The 19,776-nt window shown below is 65.5% G+C and carries 18 protein-coding genes; 13 read left to right on the top strand and 5 right to left on the bottom strand.

Features of this window, described 5'->3' with window-relative positions; genetic code table 11:
• Positions 1-9 precede the first annotated feature (9 nt).
• A complete protein-coding gene (locus tag ACH2CY_RS18030) occupies positions 10-909 on the bottom strand; it encodes an AraC family transcriptional regulator (protein WP_395020704.1) in 900 nt (299 codons plus the stop codon).
• Between the two features lie 136 nt (positions 910-1,045).
• Here ACH2CY_RS18030 and ACH2CY_RS18025 point away from each other — a divergent pair, with 136 nt between their 5' ends.
• Together ACH2CY_RS18025 and ACH2CY_RS18020 are read left to right on the top strand one after the other, a co-directional pair.
• Complete coding sequence (locus tag ACH2CY_RS18025) at positions 1,046-1,891, top strand: N-acyl homoserine lactonase family protein (protein WP_395020703.1); 846 nt, start codon at positions 1,046-1,048, stop codon at positions 1,889-1,891.
• A 149-nt stretch (positions 1,892-2,040) separates the two neighbouring features.
• Complete coding sequence (locus tag ACH2CY_RS18020) at positions 2,041-2,955, top strand: calcium-binding protein (RefSeq protein WP_395020702.1); 915 nt, start codon at positions 2,041-2,043, stop codon at positions 2,953-2,955.
• Between the two features lie 68 nt (positions 2,956-3,023).
• Here the strand turns inward: ACH2CY_RS18020 and ACH2CY_RS18015 are convergent, their stop codons facing one another.
• Positions 3,024-3,401 carry a hypothetical protein gene (locus tag ACH2CY_RS18015; protein ID WP_395020701.1) on the bottom strand — a complete coding sequence of 126 codons (378 nt, stop codon included), beginning with the start codon at positions 3,399-3,401 and terminating at the stop codon, positions 3,024-3,026.
• A gap of 3 nt (positions 3,402-3,404) precedes the next feature.
• A complete protein-coding gene (locus ACH2CY_RS18010; RefSeq protein WP_395020700.1) occupies positions 3,405-3,965 on the bottom strand; it encodes a cupin domain-containing protein in 561 nt (186 codons plus the stop codon).
• A gap of 198 nt (positions 3,966-4,163) precedes the next feature.
• Here ACH2CY_RS18010 and ACH2CY_RS18005 point away from each other — a divergent pair, with 198 nt between their 5' ends.
• The 9 genes from ACH2CY_RS18005 to ACH2CY_RS17965 all read left to right on the top strand — a co-directional run bounded on the left by ACH2CY_RS18005 (position 4,164) and on the right by ACH2CY_RS17965 (position 14,210).
• Positions 4,164-5,528 (top strand): aspartate aminotransferase family protein, encoded by a 1,365-nt coding sequence (locus tag ACH2CY_RS18005; protein WP_395020699.1) that lies wholly within the window; start codon positions 4,164-4,166, stop codon positions 5,526-5,528.
• Positions 5,529-5,692: 164 nt separating this feature from the next.
• A complete protein-coding gene (gene ald, locus ACH2CY_RS18000) occupies positions 5,693-6,811 on the top strand; it encodes an alanine dehydrogenase (protein ID WP_395020698.1) in 1,119 nt (372 codons plus the stop codon).
• Between the two features lie 256 nt (positions 6,812-7,067).
• Positions 7,068-7,262, top strand: a complete 195-nt coding sequence (hemP, locus tag ACH2CY_RS17995) for a hemin uptake protein HemP (protein ID WP_395020697.1) — start codon at positions 7,068-7,070, stop codon at positions 7,260-7,262.
• A 138-nt stretch (positions 7,263-7,400) separates the two neighbouring features.
• Positions 7,401-9,494 carry a TonB-dependent hemoglobin/transferrin/lactoferrin family receptor gene (locus ACH2CY_RS17990; RefSeq protein WP_395020696.1) on the top strand — a complete coding sequence of 698 codons (2,094 nt, stop codon included), beginning with the start codon at positions 7,401-7,403 and terminating at the stop codon, positions 9,492-9,494.
• A 2-nt stretch (positions 9,495-9,496) separates the two neighbouring features.
• Positions 9,497-10,426, top strand: coding sequence for an energy transducer TonB (locus ACH2CY_RS17985; RefSeq protein ID WP_395020695.1), 930 nt, complete (start codon positions 9,497-9,499; stop codon positions 10,424-10,426).
• Positions 10,427-10,442: 16 nt separating this feature from the next.
• Positions 10,443-11,501, top strand: a complete 1,059-nt coding sequence (locus ACH2CY_RS17980; RefSeq protein ID WP_395020694.1) for a hemin-degrading factor — start codon at positions 10,443-10,445, stop codon at positions 11,499-11,501.
• Positions 11,498-12,388: a hemin ABC transporter substrate-binding protein gene (locus ACH2CY_RS17975; protein ID WP_395020693.1), complete on the top strand. Its 891-nt coding sequence runs from the start codon at positions 11,498-11,500 to the stop codon at positions 12,386-12,388. Before ACH2CY_RS17980 ends, ACH2CY_RS17975 begins: the two co-directional genes overlap by 4 nt.
• The gene (locus ACH2CY_RS17970) at positions 12,385-13,443 is read left to right on the top strand and encodes a FecCD family ABC transporter permease (protein ID WP_395020692.1); all 1,059 of its coding nucleotides are present in this window, start codon (positions 12,385-12,387) and stop codon (positions 13,441-13,443) included. The genes ACH2CY_RS17975 and ACH2CY_RS17970 overlap by 4 nt, the downstream gene beginning before the upstream one ends.
• A complete protein-coding gene (locus tag ACH2CY_RS17965) occupies positions 13,440-14,210 on the top strand; it encodes a heme ABC transporter ATP-binding protein (RefSeq protein WP_395020691.1) in 771 nt (256 codons plus the stop codon). Before ACH2CY_RS17970 ends, ACH2CY_RS17965 begins: the two co-directional genes overlap by 4 nt.
• Before the next feature lie 127 nt (positions 14,211-14,337).
• Here the strand turns inward: ACH2CY_RS17965 and ACH2CY_RS17960 are convergent, their stop codons facing one another.
• On the bottom strand, positions 14,338-15,495 hold the full coding sequence (locus ACH2CY_RS17960) for a patatin-like phospholipase family protein (protein WP_395020690.1): 1,158 nt from the start codon (positions 15,493-15,495) through the stop codon (positions 14,338-14,340).
• The gene (locus ACH2CY_RS17955; RefSeq protein ID WP_395020689.1) at positions 15,492-16,274 is read right to left on the bottom strand and encodes a 3-hydroxybutyrate dehydrogenase; all 783 of its coding nucleotides are present in this window, start codon (positions 16,272-16,274) and stop codon (positions 15,492-15,494) included. The genes ACH2CY_RS17960 and ACH2CY_RS17955 overlap by 4 nt, the downstream gene beginning before the upstream one ends.
• A 256-nt stretch (positions 16,275-16,530) precedes the next feature.
• Here ACH2CY_RS17955 and ACH2CY_RS17950 point away from each other — a divergent pair, with 256 nt between their 5' ends.
• Both ACH2CY_RS17950 and ACH2CY_RS17945 read left to right on the top strand, forming a co-directional pair.
• Positions 16,531-17,880 carry a glutamine synthetase family protein gene (locus tag ACH2CY_RS17950; protein ID WP_395020688.1) on the top strand — a complete coding sequence of 450 codons (1,350 nt, stop codon included), beginning with the start codon at positions 16,531-16,533 and terminating at the stop codon, positions 17,878-17,880.
• Positions 17,881-18,143: 263 nt separating this feature from the next.
• Positions 18,144-19,517 carry an aspartate aminotransferase family protein gene (locus ACH2CY_RS17945; protein WP_395020687.1) on the top strand — a complete coding sequence of 458 codons (1,374 nt, stop codon included), beginning with the start codon at positions 18,144-18,146 and terminating at the stop codon, positions 19,515-19,517.
• The last annotated feature ends 259 nt before the right edge of the window (positions 19,518-19,776 follow it).

Below are 19,776 nucleotides of genomic sequence, written 5' to 3'. Positions count from 1 at the left end.
GTCTCTGCCCTAGCCGACGCGCCGCGCGCGGTGCTCGCCAGGAGTGCTGCCGTAGGTTTTTCGGAAACGGCGAGTGAAATGCGAACGTGAGCTGTAGCCGGCGGCTTCGGCCGCCGCGGTGACGCTGGCGTCGCCGCGGCTCAAGAGGTCCTGGGCGATATGCATGCGCGCCGCGGCAAGCACCGCACGCAACGGCGTTCCGTCGTCGGTCAGGCGGCGGCGCAAGGTGGAGGCGCCGATCGCCAGGCGCCTAGCCAGCTCATCCGCGGTCCAGCGGTGCGTGGGATTCGACGCCACCATCCAGCGGATGCGATCGGCGAGCGGCACGGCGAAGAGCGGCCGCGCCGCGGGATCGGACCGCAGCAGCATCAGCACTTCGGCCAGGCGATGCTCGCCGAGGACCGCCGCATGGTCGGAAGTTGCGAGCGTCGTTGCCGCGTGGGCCAGCGCATCAACCAGGTCCGCGGTCAAGGTCACGCCGATCTCGAAGCCCTTCTTCGGCGCCGGCGGCAGGTCCGGCAGTTGCGCGATGCCGGGCGGGAGACTCGCCACCTCGACCAGCAGCGATTCATAGAGACCGTTGCGGCCGTCGGGGATGTTCACGACGTCCAGCGTCGCGCCGCCCGGGCTGACAAAGACGTCGCCGGCAACGAAGCGCTGGCTCTGATCGCCGAGCCAGAATTCCTTCTCGCCCGAGAGCACGATGCCGATCAGCGGGCGGACGATCCGCACCTGGACCAGCCGCTCGGCGGTGAAGCAGCAATAGGTGAAAACCTGGCGACCGGCTTCCTTGCGGGTGAAGTTGTGCATGCCCGGATCCTTGCGCGGGCGGCCCGGCGCGGTGGCCAGGGGACGCAGGCGGTCGAGCAGTTGCCGGCGCAGGCGCGCCGTCTCGGTTTTGTCTTCCATGCTTCAGTCGTAGCGACCGCCCGGCCGGGCGGCAAACGAGAAATGAGCGTTTCCGGCACAAGACGGAGCGTTTCCGGCGCGAAGCGCTCGCCCGGCCGCCGCAGGATCGGGGCACTTCATGACCTGCGAGGAAAAGATGAAACCGATCGCGCTTGCTGCCTTCTGCTCCGTATTGACCGCCGCGGCCACCGCGGCCTCAGCCGCCGAGAATGCCGCCGCCGTGAAGCTCTGGCGCCTGGACTGCGGCACCGTCCAGGTGAACAACCTGGATCTCTTCTCCGATACCTTCAGCTATGTCGGCGAGAAGCGGAAGCTCACCGACAGCTGCTATCTGATCCAGCACGGCGCCGACTACATGATCTGGGATACCGGCCTGCCCGCCGGGCTGAAGGGCGCACCGCTGGACGACAGGGCGCCGCTCTCGCCGACGCTGACGCAGACCCTGGCCGAGCAGCTCGCGGTGCTGAAGGTCGAGCCGAAGCAGATCGGGCTGGTCGGCATCAGCCACTACCATTTCGACCATGTCGGACAGGCGGCGGAATTTCCGCAGGCGAAGCTTCTGATCGGCAAGGCCGACTTCGAGGCGTTGAAGGCCGAGCCGGCGCCGTTCGGCGCGGATCCCGCGCTGCTGGCGCATTGGCTCAAGGACGGGGCGCCGTCGGAGCCGGTCAGCGGCGACAAGGATGTCTATGGCGACGGGTCGGTGGTGATGCTGTCGATGCCGGGGCATACGCCGGGCAGCTATGCCCTGCTGGTGCAACTGGCGAAGACGGGACCGGTGCTGCTCTCGGGCGACGTGGTGCATTTCGAGGAACAGTTCAAGAATAACGGCGTGCCGGGCTTTAACACCGATCGCGCGGATTCGCTGGCTTCGATGGCAAGGCTGCAGACGATGGCGAAATCACTGAAGGCGACTCTGGTCGTGCAGCATGACGCCAACGACATCAAGAAGCTGCCGGCATTTCCGAACGCGGCGGAGTGATGCAGTGACCAATCCTGCCTCCCCCTACACCGGGGGAGGCAGGTCATGACGATCGTCACAAGCGCCGCGTGTGCCCTGAACCATCAGGCTCCTGACATCCGACCCATCTCACGTGGGGGCGGGCCCTGTCTTTAGAGAGGAGACCTGCCATGACGACCACGCGTAGCACGACCAACAACGTTCTCGATCCGAAGCTTGTGCCCGACCAGCTCGGCATTGCCGCAGCATCCTCGGGTCCGTTGTTCGATGTGACCAACACGATCTACCGGCCGGCGACCCACGGCCTGCCGCCGGCGCCGAAGCCCGAGAGCCACGATCTCGCTGCGCCCAGTCCGGATATCGACGAACTCAAGATCAAGCATCCCGATACCGGGCATCACGACGGCGACACGATCTTCCCGCTGCCCGATCCGGTTTTCCTGGCGCCCGGCCTGTTCCCGATCAACGGCACCGCGGGCAATGACGATCTCGACGGCACCGACGCCGGCGACATCATCAACGGCCTCGGCGGCGAGGATCTGATCACCGGCGGCGACGGCTATGACACGATCGACGGCGGCGGCGATGCTGACGAAATCTACGGCGATTCCGGCAACGACTACATCGAGGGCGGCACCGGCGACGACGCATTGTTCGGCGACGGCGACCAATCGCCGGAGTTGAACGGCAACGACTTCCTCTCCGGCGGCGAGGGTGAAGACGTGCTTTCCGGCATGGGCGGCAACGACTGGCTGTTCGGCGGCGACGACACCGACACCCTGTTCGGCGGCGAGGGCGACGACACCCTGGTCGGCAGCATGGGTGGCGCCGACACCATGTACGGCAATGAAGGCGCCGACGCCTTCGTCAGCATCGACGATATCGCCCAGCCCCAGCCGCACACGGTCGTGGATTATTCCGCGGCCCAGGGCGACACGGTCGAGGGCGACAGCTGGACCTTCAATGCCGGCACCAATTCCACCACCGTCTTCGACGGCGGCGCCGCCCTCTTCGTGCTGCAGAGCTACAATGCGGGGGTGAGCGGCATCAACTTCACGCAGTACGATCCGGCACCGCCGGCTTAGGCGAGCACGCGGCCTCCGAAGCGAGCGGCGCTTCGGAGGCCAAGCGCTGCCACGCGCAAGTCGCTCAGTTAGTCTCTTTTCCGGTTGATCCACGCATAGGCCGCGGCCAAGGCCGCAATCGGCAATGCCAGGCAGGCCAGGACGGAGATCGAGAGCGCCTTCAACGCGGCGGCATCGAGCGCCGCCGCCAGAGCAGGTCTGCCAGCGGTGACGTTGTTGAAGCTGATCCACGGCTGCACATCGGCGGCTTCATCGGGGACTGCCAGGCACTCGCCTGTCAGGTCGGCATGTGCCAGGCACCCCTCCCGGCTCTGCTGCCGCAACAGTACTTCCTGCGCGAACCGCTGCGCTAAATCGTCGCTCAGGAGCAGCATCGCCAGCGCCCCCAATGGCAAGCAGATGAGCGCGCCGATGATAAGCACGAAGCGGGCGCGCTTGCGGTTCATGTTCTAGAAACTCGGCGGCGTGTTCACCGAGACGACTTCGCATTCCTCCGGCCCCGCGTTGCGGAAGCGGTGCGGGGTGCGGCTGTCGAAATAATAGGCGTCGCCGGGGCCGAGCACGCGGACCTGGTCGCCGACGGTCACCTCCAGCTTGCCGCGGATGATCACGCCGCCCTCCTCCGCATCGTGGGTCAGCATCTGCTCGCCGGTGTCGGAGCTCGGCTTGTAATGCTCGTGCAGGATCTGCATCGCCTTGCCGGTGAGGTCGCGCCCCACCTGGCGGTAGGAGACCGGGCCGCCGGCCAGCTCGACCAGCTCGGTCGCGGTGAAGAAGATCTGCGGGCGGGGCTTCAGGTCCGCGGCGAAGAACTCCGCCAGCGAAAGCGGGAAGCCGTCCAACAGCTTCTTCAGCAGGCCGACCGAGGGCGAGGAGCGGTTCTGTTCGATCATCGAGATGATGGCGTTGGAAACGCCAGCGCGCTTGGCCAGCTCGCGCTGCGAGAGGTCGTGGGATTCGCGGAGCGCTTTCAGGCGCGCGCCGAGGTCGAAGCCGGCAACATTATCCATGTGTCACCCCCACCCCACCCTCCCCCGAAGTCGGGGGAGGGCTTTACGGCGTGTTCAGTGCGCTCAATATATTAAACGATTGGGCCAGGAATCAAGGGTTTAGGGGGCCAGATCGGGCATTCCGGGATTCAACTTGTTGATTTTCCTGAACGTGATAGTGTTCCCGCCCATCCGAAACCGGACCGGGAATCCCAGACAATGGCGACGCAATCCGCAGCTTCGAAGACTTTCGAGGCGACGCAGTTCAAGCCGACCCCGAACAATCTCGAAGCCTTCTTCATGCCGTTCACCTCGAACCGCGCGTTCAAGGCGAAACCGCGCCTGTTCGTGAAGGCGGAAGGCATGCACTACACCACCATCGAGGGCCGCAAGGTGCTCGACGCCTCGGCGGGCCTCTGGTGCATGAATTGCGGCCATGGCCGCAAGGAGATCTCGGAAGCGGTCGCGCGCCAGATCGCCGAGATGGATTACGCCCCGCCGTTCAACATGGGCCATCCCTCCTCCTTCGAGCTGGCCTCGCGCGTCGCGGCCTTGCTGCCGGCCGGGCTCGACCATGTGTTCTTCACCAACTCCGGCTCTGAGTCGGTCGATACCGCGCTGAAGATCGCGCTCGCCTATCACCGCGCCAAGGGCCAGGGCACGCGCCAGCGGCTGATCGGCCGCGACCGCGGCTATCACGGCGTCGGCTTCGGCGGCATCTCGGTCGGCGGCATGGTCAATAACCGCAAGTGGTTCGGCAATGCCCTGAACGGCGTCGATCACCTGCCGCATACCTACAACCGCGCCGAGATGGCCTATTCCAAGGGCATGCCGACCTGGGGCACGCATCTGGCCGACGAGCTGGAGAAGCTGGTCCTGCTGCATGACGCCAGCAACATCGCCGCGGTCATCGTCGAGCCGGTCGCCTGCTCGACCGGCGTGCTGGTCCCGCCGCAGGGCTATCTGCAGAAGCTGCGCGAGATCTGCACCAAGCACGGCATCCTGCTGGTATTCGACGAGGTCATCACCGGCTTCGGTCGCCTCGGTGCTTCCTTCGCCACCGAATATTTCGGCGTGAAGCCCGACCTCATCACCTGCGCCAAGGGCCTCACCAACGGCTCGATCCCGATGGGCGCGGTGATCGTGTCGAAGGAAATCTACGACACCTTCATGAACAGCTCGGCGGAAGGCGCCATCGAGCTCTTCCACGGCTACACCTACTCGGCGCATCCGGTCGCCTGCGCGGCCGGCCTCGCGGCGCTCGACATCTACAAGAACGAAGGTCTGTTCGACCGGGTGAAGGAGCTCTCGCCGTATTGGGAGCAGGCGGTGCACAGCCTGAAGGGCGCCAAGCATGTCGTCGATCTCCGCAACATCGGCCTGATCGGCGCGGTCGAACTCGAGCCCCGGGCCGGCAAGCCGGGCGCCCGCGGCCAGGAAGCCTTCATCGCCGCTTACGAGGCCGGCGTTCTGACGCGTGTGACCGGCGATACGATTGCCATGTCGCCGCCGTTCATCGTCGAGAAGAGCCAGATCGACCAGATGGTGAACACACTCCGGGACGTGCTCGCCAAGATCGACTGATCTCTTTGACATCGCGATTGCGGCCGGTCTCTGATAGGGACCGGCCGTTTCGCGTTTTCTGAACCAAGCGTACTGATCCAATCAATAACGGAGTGTGGGGCACCCCCACCCTCCCCTCCCCCGAAGACGAGGGAGGGTTCTAGAAGCCAAGGGAGATTCCAACCATGCTCATCGGCGTTCCGAAGGAGATCAAGAACCACGAGTACCGCGTCGGTCTCGTGCCCTCCAGCGTGCGCGAGCTGATCCATCACGGCCACAAGGTCGTGGTCGAGACCAAGGCCGGCGGCGGCATCGGCTTCAGCGATGCGGACTACAAGGCGGCGGGCGCGACCATCGCGCCGAACGCCGCGCAGGTCTTCGCCAAGGCCGACATGATCGTGAAGGTGAAGGAGCCGCAGCCGAACGAATGCAAGATGCTGCGCAAGGGCCAGCTGCTGTTCACCTATCTGCACCTGGCGCCGGATCCCGAGCAGACCAAGGGCCTGATCAAGTCGGGCTGCACCGCAATCGCCTATGAGACCGTGACCTCGGCGCGCGGCGGCCTGCCGCTGCTGGCGCCGATGTCGGAAGTCGCCGGCCGCATGTCGGTGCAGGTCGGCGCGCATTATCTCGAGAAGGAGCCCGGCGGCGCCGGCATCCTGCTGGGCGGCGTGCCCGGCGTGAAGGCTGCGCATGTGACCGTGATCGGCGGCGGCGTCTCCGGCACCCATGCGATCCGCATGGCGATGGGCATGGAAGCGCAGGTCACCGTAATCGACCGCTCGCTCGACCGGTTGCGCGAGCTGGATGAGGTGTTCGGCTCGAAGCTCAACACCATCTACTCGACCGTGCATGCGATCGAAGAGTATGTGCGCGAATCCGATCTCGTCATCGGCGCCGTGCTGGTACCGGGCGCCGCGGCGCCGAAGCTGGTCACCCGCAAGATGATCAAGTCGATGCGGCCGGGCTCGGTGGTGGTCGATATCGCCATCGACCAGGGCGGCTGCTTCGAGACCAGCCATGCGACCACCCATGCCGATCCGGTCTATGTGGTGGACAACGTCACGCACTATTGCGTCGCCAACATGCCGGGCGGTGTGGCGCGGACCTCGACCTTCGCGCTCAACAACGCGACCCTGCCCTTCGCGATCGCGCTCGCCAACAAGGGCGCGCAGCGGGCCTGCGCCGCGGACCCGCATCTGATGAACGGCCTCAACGTCCATGACGGCAAGCTCACCTACAAGGCCGTCGCCGATGCGCTGAAGCTGAAGTATGTGAAGTCGCAGGACGCACTGGGGCTCTAACCCCCTCGCGATTTCTAGCCGGAGAAGCGATGCGGGGCGGAAACGCCCCGCATTTTCTTTTGCCTAAAGCCCTGATTGGGCGGCCCTTTTGCCAGGGCCGAACCGCGACAGAGGGGCAATCTGGGTAGGAGTTGATAATAATTCTTACTTGCATCTTACATTCCGAGGCATTACACCTCATCCTCAGTTGAGAATGGTTCTCAATCGATGATCCGCGGGACTAAAGCGGGTTTCGAACGGGTGGGATGACGTGGCGATGACGGATCAGCACTGGTCGTCGACGCAGAACAAGGATGCTCGCGGGAGCAGCGAGCGCAGGCAGACGGAACCGCTGCGGCGTGTCCCGATCTCGCGCATCCTCGGCAGCGACCGCGAGATCGTGATCGAGTTCAACGGCGCCGATTATCGCCTGCGCATCACCCGCAACCAGAAGCTCATTCTCACCAAGTAGCCGCCCGGCGCGCGCTTCGCTCTGCGTGCGGCGATCGGTTTGGTCCCAGCGAGTCTCGTTGGACGCAAGGCGCTGCCATGCCTTGCGCCCGGAGCCAGCCAGGAATTTTCCCTGAACGGCTCCAGGAGGCCCGCGTCGATGTCACGCCACTCTGCCCTACTGCTCTCGGTTTCCACGGTCTTGCTGATGCTGATGACACCGGCCCAGTCGCAAGAGATCACGGCAGACCCCGTCCCCGCCACCGGGGATGAAGCCGCGCCGAAGCCGATCGTGCTCGACCCGCTGACGGTGACCGGCACCAAGGTACCGACCCCGAAGAGCGAGGTCCCGGCGACCATCGACGTGATCACCCAGGAAGATCTCGACCGCCAGCAGCCGCTGACGGTCGGCGACGCGCTGGACAACCTCCCCGGCGTGATGATCGAGGGCGGGCCGAAAGGCTCGCAGTCGCAGCCCAACATCCGCGGCTTCGGCGGCACCGGCTGGGGCACCAACCGCGTGGTCACGACGCTCGACGGCGCGCGGCAGGACGTCGGCGCCGCGCATGGCGGCTCGATGTTCTACGACCCCGAGCTGATCAAGCAGGTCGAGGTGTTGAAAGGCACCGGCTCGACGCTCTACGGCAGCGGCGCCATCGGCGGCGTCATCGCCCTCACCACCAAGGATGCCGCCGACTTCCTGGAAGGCGACGACAAGTACGGCTTCCGCACCAAGGCCGGCTACCACTCCAACAACCAGGAGCCGATGGTCAGCCAGACCTTCGTCTGGCGGCCGAACGGCTTCGTCGACTTCCTCGGCAACTACACCTGGCGCACCAGCGCCGACTACCACGATGCCGATGGACGGAAGCTCAGGGATAGCGCAGTCGACGTCCATAACGGCCTGATGAAGCTCGGCATCAACCCGGCCGAAGGACATCGCCTCGAGCTCTCCGGCATCCTGTTCTCCGACGACGAGGATATCGTCGCGACCAACGTGAACGCCGGCAACAACGAGTATGCCGCCGATCATCGGATCCGCAAGACCACCGCCAGCGCGCACTACACCTTCGACAGCCCGAGCAGCGATCTCATCAACCTCTCGGCGACGCTCTACCGCGACGAGACCGAGGTGACCGACGACGGCCGGGATGTCGACCGCATCAGCAAGGCGGAGCTGGCCACCACCGGCGCCGACATCTTCAACACCTTCGAGTTCGACACCGGCCGGGCGGAGCACGCCTTCACCTTCGGCACCGAGTATTACCACGACGCGGGCCAGGGCCGGGTCAACGGCGAGAAGGAAGGCCAGAATCCCGACGCGACCCAGGACGTGGTCGGCGTCTACGCGCAATACCGCATGACCTTCTTCGACCAGCTCAGCGTGACGCCGGGGCTGCGCTATGACTACTACGCGACCAACCCCGAAGGCGACGACTTCGCCAACCGCTCGAACGACCGGCTCTCGCCGAAGGTCGGTGTCGATTGGCAGCCGCTGGAATGGGTCACCGCCTTCGGCAGCTATTCCGAGGGCTATCGCGCGCCCTCGATCCGCGAGCTCTACATCTCCGGCATCCATTTCGCGATCGGGGGGCCGTTCAACAACGTCTTCATCCCCAACCCCAACCTGAAGCCGGAGAGCACCCGGACCTGGGAAGGCGGCCTGCGCTTCGCCTTCGACGACGTTCTGATGGAAGGCGACGGCATTCGGCTGGACGGCAGCTATTTCGACACCCGCGCCAAGAACTTCATCGAGGGCGAGGTGGTGATGGATTTCATCCCGCCGACCCAGTTCACCACCGAGCCGGTGAACGTGCCGAAGGCGCATCTGCGCGGCGCCGAGATCCAGCTCTCCTATGATTCCGAATATGCCTTCTTCAGCGGCGGCTGGTCGCGGATCCGCGGCGACAACCTGACCGACGACCAGCCGCTGACATCGATCCCGGCCGACAAGCTCTACGTCACCGTCGGCGCCAAGGTACCGCCGCTCGACCTCGCCTTCGGGGTGACCGAGGAGCATAACTGGGCGCAGCACCGTCTCCCCGATGCCGACATGGACGAGCTGGCGGTCGGCAGCTTCAACGTGGTCGGCATCTTCGCGAGCTGGGTGCCCGAGGAAGGCTTGCTCAAGGGCTTCAGGGTCGATGCCGGGATCGACAACCTGCTCAACGAGGACTACGAGCGCTTCCGCGCCCTGGAAGAGGCCCCGGGCCGCGACTTCCGCGTTGCCATCAGCTACGGCGCGTCGTTCTAGCGATGGCGGTGGGCGACGGCATCTTTGACAAGGTGGGCAACGAGCCGGTGCAATCCGGCTCGCTGCTCAGCCTGTTGCCGTCGCTGCTGATCCACGGCGCCGTGGTGCTGGTGATCTGGCTCGGCCTGTCCGAGGGCGACCAGGTGCAGCCGCCGGTCACCTTCATCTCGCTCGCCCCCGCCGCGGCGCCGGCACCGGAAGAGTTGCTTCCCGCCCCTTCCGTGGCAGCGCCCGATCTCGAGCCGGAGTTCGAGCCGCTGCCGCTCCCCGCGACCGGGATCGCGCTGCCGCAGCCGGAGCCGCCGGCCGCGCCGCCGGAACCGGTCGTCGATTTCGCGCCGCCGGACCTGCCGGAGCCTGAGAGCTTCCCCTTCGACCCGAAGGCGACGCGCGTCGCCGAACCGGAGCCCGTGGATGCGGTCGCGCTGAAGAACGCAGAGGAGAAGCCGAAACCCAAGGAGACAAAGAAGAAGCCGGAGAAACCGAAGAAGAAGCAGAGCAAGAAAGCCGCCGCACCGGCCGTCGCGGAGAAGCAGGCCGTGCCGGCTCCCGCAGCCGCACCCTCGCCTTCGTCGACGCCGGCGCAGGATTCGCCGGCGGCGCAGTCCAAGCCCGCGCCGGCCGCCAACCAGAGCGCGGCGATCAGCGACGTGCCGGTCAGGGTCACCAACCCGAACTATGCCGGTGCCTGCTCGATCTCCTATCCGGAGCGCGCGCGCAGGCGCAACCAGGAAGGCACGGTCGTGGTCCATGCGCTGATCGGCCCCGACGGCAAGCCGATCGAGGTCTCGGTCGCGCAGAGCTCCGGCCATCGCCTGCTCGACCAAGCGGCGCAGGAAGCCATCGCCAACTGCGCTTTCGTCCCGCAGAAGGTCGGCGGCCGCACGGTCCGGGCGATCGTCGAAATCCCCATTCCCTTCAAGCTGATCTGATCAACCCGAGGTATCCATGCCGCTCGACGAACCCCAGCTCCCCGAAGCCGATCTCCGGCAGCTCTGGCTTGAACTGCGCCAGGCCAAGCCCCGCATCCGCAATCGCGACGCCGCCGAGGCGCTGGGCGTCAGCGAGGCCGAACTGGTCGCCTCCGGTCTCGGGGAGAAAACCATCCGCCTGCAGCCGGATTGGCCGGGCCTGTTCGCGCGGCTGCCGAAGCTCGGCAAAGTGATGGCCCTGACCCGCAACGAGACCGTGGTGCATGAGCGCCGCGGCACTTACGCCGAGGCCAGCTTCAACGACCATGTCGGCCTGGTCTTGGGTCCCGACATCGATCTCCGCATTTTCCTGAAGTCCTGGCGCTTCATGTTTGCGGTCGAGGAAGAGAGTCGGCGCGGCATCCTGAAGAGCCTGCAGATCTTCGACCGCCACGGCACCGCCGTGCACAAGATCTATGCCGGGGAGAACACCGATGCGGCGGCCTGGGGCGCTTTGATCGCCGATCTCCGCGCGCCGATCCAGTCGGCGCAGCTCGATCTCGCGGCACCGGCGACCAAGGCCGCGCCGCGCGCCGATGCCGAGATCGATGCCGGGTCGCTGCTCGAGGGCTGGCAGAACCTCAAGGACACGCATGACTTCGTGCCGCTGCTGATGAAACACAAGGCGCAGCCGAACCAGGCGTTTCGCCTGGCCGAGGGGCGGTTCAGCCGACGGCTCGAAAACAGCATGGTACGACGCCTGCTGGAGACCGCATCGGAGCGCGCGGTGCCGATCATGGTCTTCGTCGGCAATCCGGGGATAATTCAGATCCACAGCGGGCCGGTTGTGCGGATCCAGACGGTCGGCGAATGGCTGAACGTGCTGGATCCGGAGTTCAACCTGCATCTCCGCGAGGACAAGGTCGCCGAGGTCTGGAAGGTCGAGAAGCCGACCAGCGACGGCATCGTCACCTCGGTCGAAGTGTTCGACGGCATAGGCGAGCGCATGGCGACCTTCTTCGGTGTGCGCAAGCCGGGGCAGCCGGAGCTCGAAGCCTGGCGCGACCTGGTCCGTGATCTGGGAGCGACGGCATGATCAATCGTCGCAGCTTCCTCGCCGGAGGGGCGGCGCTGATTGTGGCGCGGCCTGCCTTTGCGGCCGCGCCGCAGCGGATCGTCGCCATCGGCGGAGCCATGACCGAAATCGTCTTCGCTTTGGGTGAAGGCGCGCGGGTGGTCGCGGTCGATATCACCAGCCTCTATCCCTGGCGCGCGGTGGCACCTTTGCCGAAGGTCGGCTATCTGCGGCAGCTCTCGGTCGAGGGCATTCTCTCGACCAGGCCCGACCTCATCCTGGCCGACGTCGATGCCGGGCCGAAGGACGTGCTCGACCAGCTGCAGAACATGGGCGCCCCGGTGGCGCATTTCAGCGGCGACCATACCGCCGCCTCGGTGGTGCCGAAGATCCGCTTCGTCGGCGACGCGATCGGCCACCAGGCGGAAGCCGAGACCATGATCGAAGGCTATGTCGCCGACCTGAAGGCGGTCGAGACCGCGGTCGCCGGCATCGCGAAGCGACCCGAGGTGCTGTTCCTGATTGCGGTCGGCCCGAGCGGCTTGCGCGGCGCCGGTGACGGCACGGCAGCCGGCGAGATGATCGCGCGCGCCGGCGGCGAGAACAGCTTTGCCGGGGTGGACGGCTACAAACCGGTCTCGCCAGAGGCGTCGCTCGCCGCCGATCCGGAATACCTGCTGATGATGAAGCAGACGGTGGACGAGATCGGCGGCATCAACGCGGTCGCCATGCTGCCCGCCCTGGCGAAGCTCGCCGCCGCGAAGGAGAAGCGGATCGTGGCACTCGACGGCAACTACATGCTGAACTTCGGGCCGCGCACCGCGCATGCAATCCGCGACCTCGCCGCGGCCTTGCATCCGAATGCAACCCTGCCGGCGCTCCCCGACCGGCCCTGGACCAGTTCGTGACGGAGTCGACGCTCGCCAAGGTCGAAGATAGCATCGCGTCGGCGGCCGCGGTGATCCTGCCGCTGCTGGTGGCCGGGGTCGTCGGCGCCTTCCTGCTCTCGGTGGCCTTGGGGCCGATCCCGATCACGCTCGGGGAGATCGGCGCCGCGCTCAGCGGCGGCGATGTCGATGCCATGCTCAAGGACGTCATCCTCGATCTGCGCATCCCGCGCAGCCTGATGGGCCTCGCGGTCGGCGCGGTGCTGGCGGTGGGCGGCACGGCGATGCAGGGCCTGTTCCGCAACCCGTTGGCGGACCCGACCCTGATCGGGGTCTCCGGGGGTGCTGCGCTCGCCGCCGCGAGTTTCATCGTGTTCGGTGCCTCCTTCAGCTTCATCCCGGACAGCCTGCGGCTCTATGCGATGCCGGTCGCCGCCTTCCTCGGCGGCATCGCCGTGGTCCTGGTGATCCAGCGGCTGGCCCAGCGCGACGGCCGCACCGACATCGCCACCATGCTGCTGGCCGGCATTGCCGTGAACGCCGTGGTCATGGCGGGGATCGGGCTGCTCACCTTCATCGGCAATGACGCCCAGCTCCGCACCATCAATTTCTGGATGCTGGGCAGCCTCGGCGGCAGCGGCTGGGGTCCCCTCTCCGCCGTCGGCCCGGTGGCGCTCATCGTGGTTGTCGCCTGCCTCGGTCTCGCGCGGGTGCTGGACGGGATGATGCTGGGCGAGCGCGAGGCGCAGACGCTGGGCTTCCATGTCGAGGCCGCGAAGAAGCTGCTGATCGTCGCGGTCGCTGCCGGGGTCGGCACCGCGGTCGCCTTCTGCGGCGTCATCGTCTTCGTCGGCATCGTGGCGCCGCACATGATCCGGCTGGCGATCGGACCGGCCCACCGCGCGCTGCTGATCGGCGCCGCCCTGCTGGGCGGGATCCTGATCCTGCTCGCCGACACGCTCTGCCGGTTGATCGTGGCGCCGGCGGAATTGCCGATCGGCATCGTCACCAGCCTGTTGGGCGCTCCCTTCTTCCTGGCCTTGCTGCTCGGGCGCAGCCGGAGCATCGGTGCATGATCCGCGCCAGCAACATCTCGCGGCGGATCGGCGGCTTGAGCGACCTCTCGCTGGAAGTGCCGGCGGGCGCCTGCACCGCGATCATCGGCCCGAACGGCGCCGGCAAATCCACCTTGCTGGACCTGCTCGCCGGGCGGAGCGCCGCCGACAGCGGCAGCGTCAGCTTCGGCGGCAAGCCGATCGCCGACTGGGCGCCGGTCGCGCTCGCCCGCCGGCGCGCCTTCCTGCCGCAATCGCTGGAGGTCGCCTTTCCGATCCGGGTCATGGACCTGGTGATGCTCGGCCGCTCGCCCTATCACGGCAAGACATCGGCGCGGGAGGATCGCGCCGCCGCGGAGACGGCCTTGCGGCTGACCGATGCCTGGCAGCTGCGCGATCGTTCCTATCAGCGGATCTCCGGCGGCGAACGCCAGCGCGTGCAATTGGCGCGGGTGATCGCGCAAGTCTGGCGGCTGCGCGAGGACAGCGAGCCCAGGATGCTGCTGCTGGACGAGCCGACCGCCAGTCTCGATCCCGGCCATCGGCTGGCGGTGATGCGGCTCTTGCGCGACCTCACCATCGCCGGGATCGGGGTGGTGCTGGCGCTGCACGACCTCAACGACGCCGCGCGGTTTGCCGATCGCGTGGTGCTGCTGCACCAGGGGCGCATCATCAGCGAAGGCGGCCCGGAAGCGGCGCTGCAGGCGGAGGTGTTGTCGTCGGCTTATGGGGCGGAAGCGCAGGTCATCCGCACCGCAGATGCCGCGCCGGTGATCGTGTTTCGGTAAACCCGCCTACTCGGTCGTCATCCCGTGACTTGGTCACGGGATCCACGCCTTTTCTTTCATCGAGCCCAAGGCGTGGATCCCGGCGCCTAGCGCCGGGATGACGGCCTGGGTTTGACGTAGCGCCCGCTCACGTCTTCACGTGCAGGCGGTGCACGTCGTGGGTGATGACGCCGCTTTCGTTGTCGGGTCGCTCCAGCCATTCCGGGTAGGCGAGCGTGCGGCGGATGTCGTCCAAACCGGACTCCCAGTGCTCGCGCATCGTCAGCCGGCTGAACTCGTAGTCCTTGTGATAGGCCTCGAAGGCCTTGTCGCGGTAGATCAGGTGGATGACGTTGTGGACCTTGCTGCAGGACTGCTCCCGAGCAGCGACCACGTCGGGGTCGTTGTCCAGGCCCTCGGGCAGCTTCTGCAGGAGCGAGCGCACGGTGCGTCGGAGCTTTTGAATCTCGAGGCTGACATCGGTCGCCTGGCGGGTGCGGCTGGAATACTGGATGTCCTTCTTGCGCTCCTCGACGTCGAAGACGTTCTTCGGCAGCGGACCCCGCGACGACCAGAGATCGACCTGGAAGGCCAGCGTGTCGCGGCGCGGCAGATGCTGCAGCACCTCGATGAGCGGCGTGTTGGACAGCAGGCCGCCGTCCCAGTAGTGCCGGCCGTCGATCTCGACCGCGGGGAAGCTCGGTGGCAGCGCACCCGAGGCCATGAAATGCTCGGGCCGGAGTTCGCGGTTGGCGTTGTCGAAATAGGCGAAGTTGCCGGTCTCGACATCGACCGCGCCCACCGAGACCCGCACTTCGCGGGAATTGATCCGGTCGAAATCGCAGAGCCGTTCCAAGGTCTCCTTCAAGGGCGCGGTGTCGTAATAGCTGGTGGCGGCGGGACCGCCGCCGGGCATGACGAAGGGCGGCGGGAAGCGGAGCTTGTAGAAGCCACGCTGGCCTTCGAACAACGCCCGCGCCGCGGCGAAGGCGCTGGCGGCGGAGCGGAGGTCGCCGCTGCCGAGCTTCGGGGCGAAGCGGTCGTCGACATTCCATTCCGGCAACAGCGCCGAGCTGCAGATCGTGTCCCAGAACTCGGTCAGGCGCTCCAGCCGCTTCTCCGGCGCATTGCCGGCAAGGATCGCGGCGTTGAGCGCGCCGATCGAGATGCCGCAGAACCAGTTGGGCATGATCCCGGCTTCATGCAGGCCCTGGTAGACACCGGCCTGATAGGAGCCGAGCGCGCCGCCGCCCTGGAGCACCAGGGCGACGGTCTCGTATGCGGGAAGCTGGATGCGCTCGGTCACTTCATCGACCAGCCGTGGCTGACGATGAAGGACTGGCCGGTCAGCGCCGCCGACGGATAGGAGGCCAGGAACAGGGCCATCTGCGCCACGTCCTCGACGGTGGTGAAGATGCCGTCCACGGTGTCCTTCAGCATGATGTTCTTGATCACCTGGTCCTCGGTGATCCCAAACTCCTTGGCCTGTTCGGGGATTTGCTTGTCCACTAGCGGCGTGCGCACGAAGCCGGGGCAGATCACATGCGAGCGCACGTTGTATTCGGCGCCCTCCTTCGCCACGACCCGCGCCAGACCGAGCAGGCCGTGCTTGGCCGCGACATAGGGGGCTTTGAGCTTCGAGGCTTCGTGGCTGTGCACCGAGCCCATGTAGATGATCGTGCCGCCGCGTTTGTCCTTGTACATGTATTTCATCGCGGCCTTGGTGATCAGGAAGCCACCGTCGAGATGGATCCCCATCATCTTCTTCCACTCGGCAAAGGGGAATTCATGCACCGGCTTCACGATCTGGATGCCGGCATTGGAGATCACGATATCGATGGTGCCGAAGGTCTTCGCCGCGAGGTCAGTGCCGGTCTCGACCGCCTGCTCGTCGGAAACATCCATGGCGATGCCGATCGCCTCGCCGCCTTTGGCCTTGATCTCGGCGGCGGCCGCGTCGGCGCCGGCCTGGTTCAGGTCGGCGATGCCGATCTTGGCGCCGGCCTGCGCATAGGTTTCCGCGATCGCCTTGCCGATACCGCTGGCCGCACCGGTGATCAGCGCCACCTTGCCGTCGAGACGCATTCTGGTTCTCCACATATTTTATTTTGCTGCAGTGCAAAAGGTAGTGGGATCGGCCGACGGTTTCAACCGACCTGATGGTATCAAACCGTAACGGAAATGCCCTATTTCCGCGGATTTCAGCTGCCTAGATAACCCTGGGGGCCCCTTTGCCAGGGCGCCCGAATCTGGGCTAGTCTCCGGCCCGCCGGGGACGACCGGGATGACATGCCTGGGCCATTCCGTCGCCGGCTCAGTTTGGCAAACCAGCGGTCATTTTATGAAGTATTTGGAAGATTGGCTGACCGAGCGCAAGGTCGATGAGGTCGAGTGCCTGGTCCCCGACATCAACGGGATCCCGCGCGGTAAGATCCTGCCCTCTCGCAAGTTCATCAAAAGCTCCAAGGGCGAGAGCCTGCGCCTGCCGACCAGCGTGTTCCTGCAGACCGTCACCGGCGAATATCCGGACGTCGATGAGGACAGCGTCGGCTCCTATGAAGATCCCGACGTCTATATGCGCCCGGATTCCGACACCGTGCGGATCGTCCCCTGGTATGAAAGCCCGACCGCGCAGGTGATCCACGACGCCTATGACGGCGACGACAAGCCGGTCGAGATGGCTTCGCGCTATGTGCTGAAGCGCGTGCTGCAGCTTTATGACGATAAGGGCTGGAAGCCGGTGGTCGCACCGGAGCTCGAGTTCTACCTGGTGCAGCCCAACACCGATCCCGACTTGCCGCTGCTGCCTCCGGTCGGCAAGAGCGGCCGGCCGGAGACCGGCAGCCAGGCCTATGGCATCGACGCGGTGAACGAGTTCGATCCCATCTTCGAGGACGTCTACGACTACTGCGAGGTCTCCGAGATCGACGTCGATACGCTGGTCCATGAATCCGGATCGGCGCAGATGGAAATCAACTTCAACCACGGCAACCCGCTGGAGCTCGCCGACCAGGCGTTTCTCTTCAAGCGCACGGTCCGCCATGCCGCCTTGAAGCACAATGTCTATGCTACCTTCATGGCGAAGCCGCTGGCCAACCAGCCGGGCAGCTCGATGCATGTCCACCAATCGGTGACGGACAAGCGCACCAACCGCAACCTGTTCGCCGATTCCAAGGGCCGCGACACCGCCCTGTTCCGTGCCTATGTCGCCGGGCTGCAGCGCTACCTGCCCCAGGTGATCCCGATGCTGGCGCCGAACATCAACTCCTATCGCCGGCTGCAGCCGCAGTTCGACGCGCCGATCAACGTGCAATGGGGTATCGACAACCGTTCCTGCGGGTTGCGCGTGCCGGTCTCCAACGCGGCCGGCCGGCGGATCGAGAACCGGCTCGCCGGCGCGGATGCCAATCCCTACCTCGCGATGGCCGCGACCCTGGTCTGCGGTTACATCGGCATGACCGAAAGGCTGAAGCCCTCGAACCAGATCGAAGGCAGCGCCTATCGCATGCCGCATACTCTGCCGAAGACCGCCTATGAGGCCTTAAGCCGTTTCATGGCCTGCAAGCCGATCAAGAGCCTGCTGGGCGAGAAGTTCATCCAGGCTCTCTATGTCGTGAAGACCGCCGAACTGGCAGCCTACCAGAACGTCATCAGCTCCTGGGAGCGCGAGCATCTGCTGCTGAATGTGTAATGCATGCCCGTAGTCGGACACATGTGTTTTGACTCGTCATCCTCCGCGAAGGCGGAGGATCCACGAGTTTGCATCGGTCACTCCGCAGAAACTCTTGGATGGTCCGCCTGCGCGGACCATGGCGAGAGATAGGGGGCTGAGATGTTCGCCAACAAATACGAGCTCCTGGTCCTGACCGCGCGGATCAACTTCAATCCGTGACGCCTTCCTTCCGCGGAACCTGCGGCTGATGCCGCGCGACACATTCAGGAAGGAACACCGTTATGTCTGCACAACCCGCACGCAATTCGACCCGTGAATGGCAGGCGCTGGACCGCGCCCATGTCCATCCGTTCACCGACCATGCCCAGCTGCACAAGGTCGGCCCGCGCGTCATCACCAAGGCCGAGGGCACGCATCTCATCGACTCCGAGGGCGTGAAGCTGCTCGACGCCTTCGCCGGCCTCTGGTGCGTCAATGTCGGCTACGGCCGCAAGTCGATCGCCGAGGTCGCCTACAAGCAGCTCCTCGAGCTGCCCTACTACAACACCTTCTTCAAGACCACGCATCCGCCGGTGGCCGAGCTGTCGCGAATCCTGATCGACATGACGCCGAAGCAGTTCAACCATGTCTTCTACGGCCAGTCGGGTTCGGATGCGAACGACACCATCGTGCGCATGGTGCGGAGCTACTGGAATCTGAAGAAGCAGCCGAAAAAGAAGACCATCATTGCCCGGACCAACGGCTATCACGGCTCGACCATGGTGGCGGCGTCCCTGGGCGGCATGAGCTACATGCACGAGCTCGCCGATCTGCCGTTGCCAGGCTTCGTGCATATCCGCCAGCCCTACTGGTATGGCGAGGGTGGCGACATGACACCGGACGCCTTCGGCAAGCTCTGCGCCCAGGCGCTGGAGGATAAGATCCAGGAGCTCGGGCCTGAGAATATCGCTGCCTTCATCGGCGAGCCGATCCAGGGCGCGGGTGGCGTCATCATCCCGCCGCAGACCTACTGGCCGGAGATCCAGAAGATCTGCAAGAAGCACGACATCCTGCTCATTGCGGACGAAGTGATCTGCGGCTTCGGCCGCACCGGCCATTGGTTCGCCTCGGAATATTACGGCATCGAGGCCGACTTCATGACCCTGGCCAAGGGCATCACCTCCGGCTACATCCCGCTCTCGGCGATCATGGTCGGGGATCGGGTGGCGGATGTGCTGGGCGCGATGGGCGACTTCGCCCATGGCTTCACCTATTCCGGACATCCGGTCGCCTGCGCGGTGGCGATCGAGAATATTCGCATCATGAATGATGAGAAGCTGGTCGACCGGGTGAAGAACGAGACCGGCCCCTATCTCGCCAAGAGAATGCAGGAATTCCTCGACCATCCGCTGGTCGGTGAAGTCCGCAACCTCGGCCTCATGGGTGCGATCGAGCTGGTGAAGGACAAGAAGACGCGCAAGACCTTCGATCCGGTCGGCGACACCGGCACGATCTGCCGCGATCATTGCTTCAAGCTCGGCCTGGTGATGCGGGCGACCCGCGACACCATGCTGATCTCACCGCCGCTGACCTGGACCAAGGCCGACATCGACGAATGGGCCGGCTTGACCAAGCAAGCGCTCGATCTGACCGCCAAGGAAGTCGGCAAAGCCTGACAATTCGCTGACAGAGTTCTGCGATCAGACCAGAGACTATCGGCATGCATTTTGGGAACGGGACTGCGATCCCGTTCCCAAATGCGGCTCAAACCCGAATTCCTGGGACGCCAGTCCCAGACCCGGCATACGGCGTTGTGCAAGATCAGCGACCGTGCTCGCTGCCTTAACGCAAAATCAAAGCTTTCGCGGTTAGCTGACCGGCGATGCGGCCGCACAAGTGGCCGCACTTTGATTCCAAACTGCGCGTTCAGGGGCT

It is taken from the genome of Dongia sp. (assembly GCF_041905885.1).
Lineage (GTDB): Bacteria > Pseudomonadota > Alphaproteobacteria > Dongiales > Dongiaceae > Dongia.
This window is presented reverse-complemented; position numbering and strand designations above follow the sequence as displayed.

Bases quoted from the DNA above. Each gene is read 5' to 3' on its own strand.
- ACH2CY_RS18015 (WP_395020701.1), bottom strand. From the start codon at position 3,401: ATGAACCGCAAGCGCGCCCGCTTCGTGCTTATCATCGGCGCGCTCATC.
- ACH2CY_RS17965 (WP_395020691.1), top strand. From the start codon at position 13,440: ATGATCCGCGCCAGCAACATCTCGCGGCGGATCGGCGGCTTGAGCGAC.
- ACH2CY_RS17950 (WP_395020688.1), top strand. From the start codon at position 16,531: ATGAAGTATTTGGAAGATTGGCTGACCGAGCGCAAGGTCGATGAGGTC.
- ACH2CY_RS18010 (WP_395020700.1), bottom strand. From the start codon at position 3,965: ATGGATAATGTTGCCGGCTTCGACCTCGGCGCGCGCCTGAAAGCGCTC.
- ACH2CY_RS17975 (WP_395020693.1), top strand. From the start codon at position 11,498: ATGATCAATCGTCGCAGCTTCCTCGCCGGAGGGGCGGCGCTGATTGTG.
- ACH2CY_RS17955 (WP_395020689.1), bottom strand. From the start codon at position 16,274: ATGCGTCTCGACGGCAAGGTGGCGCTGATCACCGGTGCGGCCAGCGGT.
- hemP (WP_395020697.1), top strand. From the start codon at position 7,068: ATGACGGATCAGCACTGGTCGTCGACGCAGAACAAGGATGCTCGCGGG.
- ACH2CY_RS17990 (WP_395020696.1), top strand. From the start codon at position 7,401: ATGTCACGCCACTCTGCCCTACTGCTCTCGGTTTCCACGGTCTTGCTG.
- ACH2CY_RS18025 (WP_395020703.1), top strand. From the start codon at position 1,046: ATGAAACCGATCGCGCTTGCTGCCTTCTGCTCCGTATTGACCGCCGCG.
- ACH2CY_RS18020 (WP_395020702.1), top strand. From the start codon at position 2,041: ATGACGACCACGCGTAGCACGACCAACAACGTTCTCGATCCGAAGCTT.
- ACH2CY_RS17945 (WP_395020687.1), top strand. From the start codon at position 18,144: ATGTCTGCACAACCCGCACGCAATTCGACCCGTGAATGGCAGGCGCTG.
- ACH2CY_RS18005 (WP_395020699.1), top strand. From the start codon at position 4,164: ATGGCGACGCAATCCGCAGCTTCGAAGACTTTCGAGGCGACGCAGTTC.
- ald (WP_395020698.1), top strand. From the start codon at position 5,693: ATGCTCATCGGCGTTCCGAAGGAGATCAAGAACCACGAGTACCGCGTC.
- ACH2CY_RS18030 (WP_395020704.1), bottom strand. From the start codon at position 909: ATGGAAGACAAAACCGAGACGGCGCGCCTGCGCCGGCAACTGCTCGAC.
- ACH2CY_RS17985 (WP_395020695.1), top strand. From the start codon at position 9,497: ATGGCGGTGGGCGACGGCATCTTTGACAAGGTGGGCAACGAGCCGGTG.
- ACH2CY_RS17980 (WP_395020694.1), top strand. From the start codon at position 10,443: ATGCCGCTCGACGAACCCCAGCTCCCCGAAGCCGATCTCCGGCAGCTC.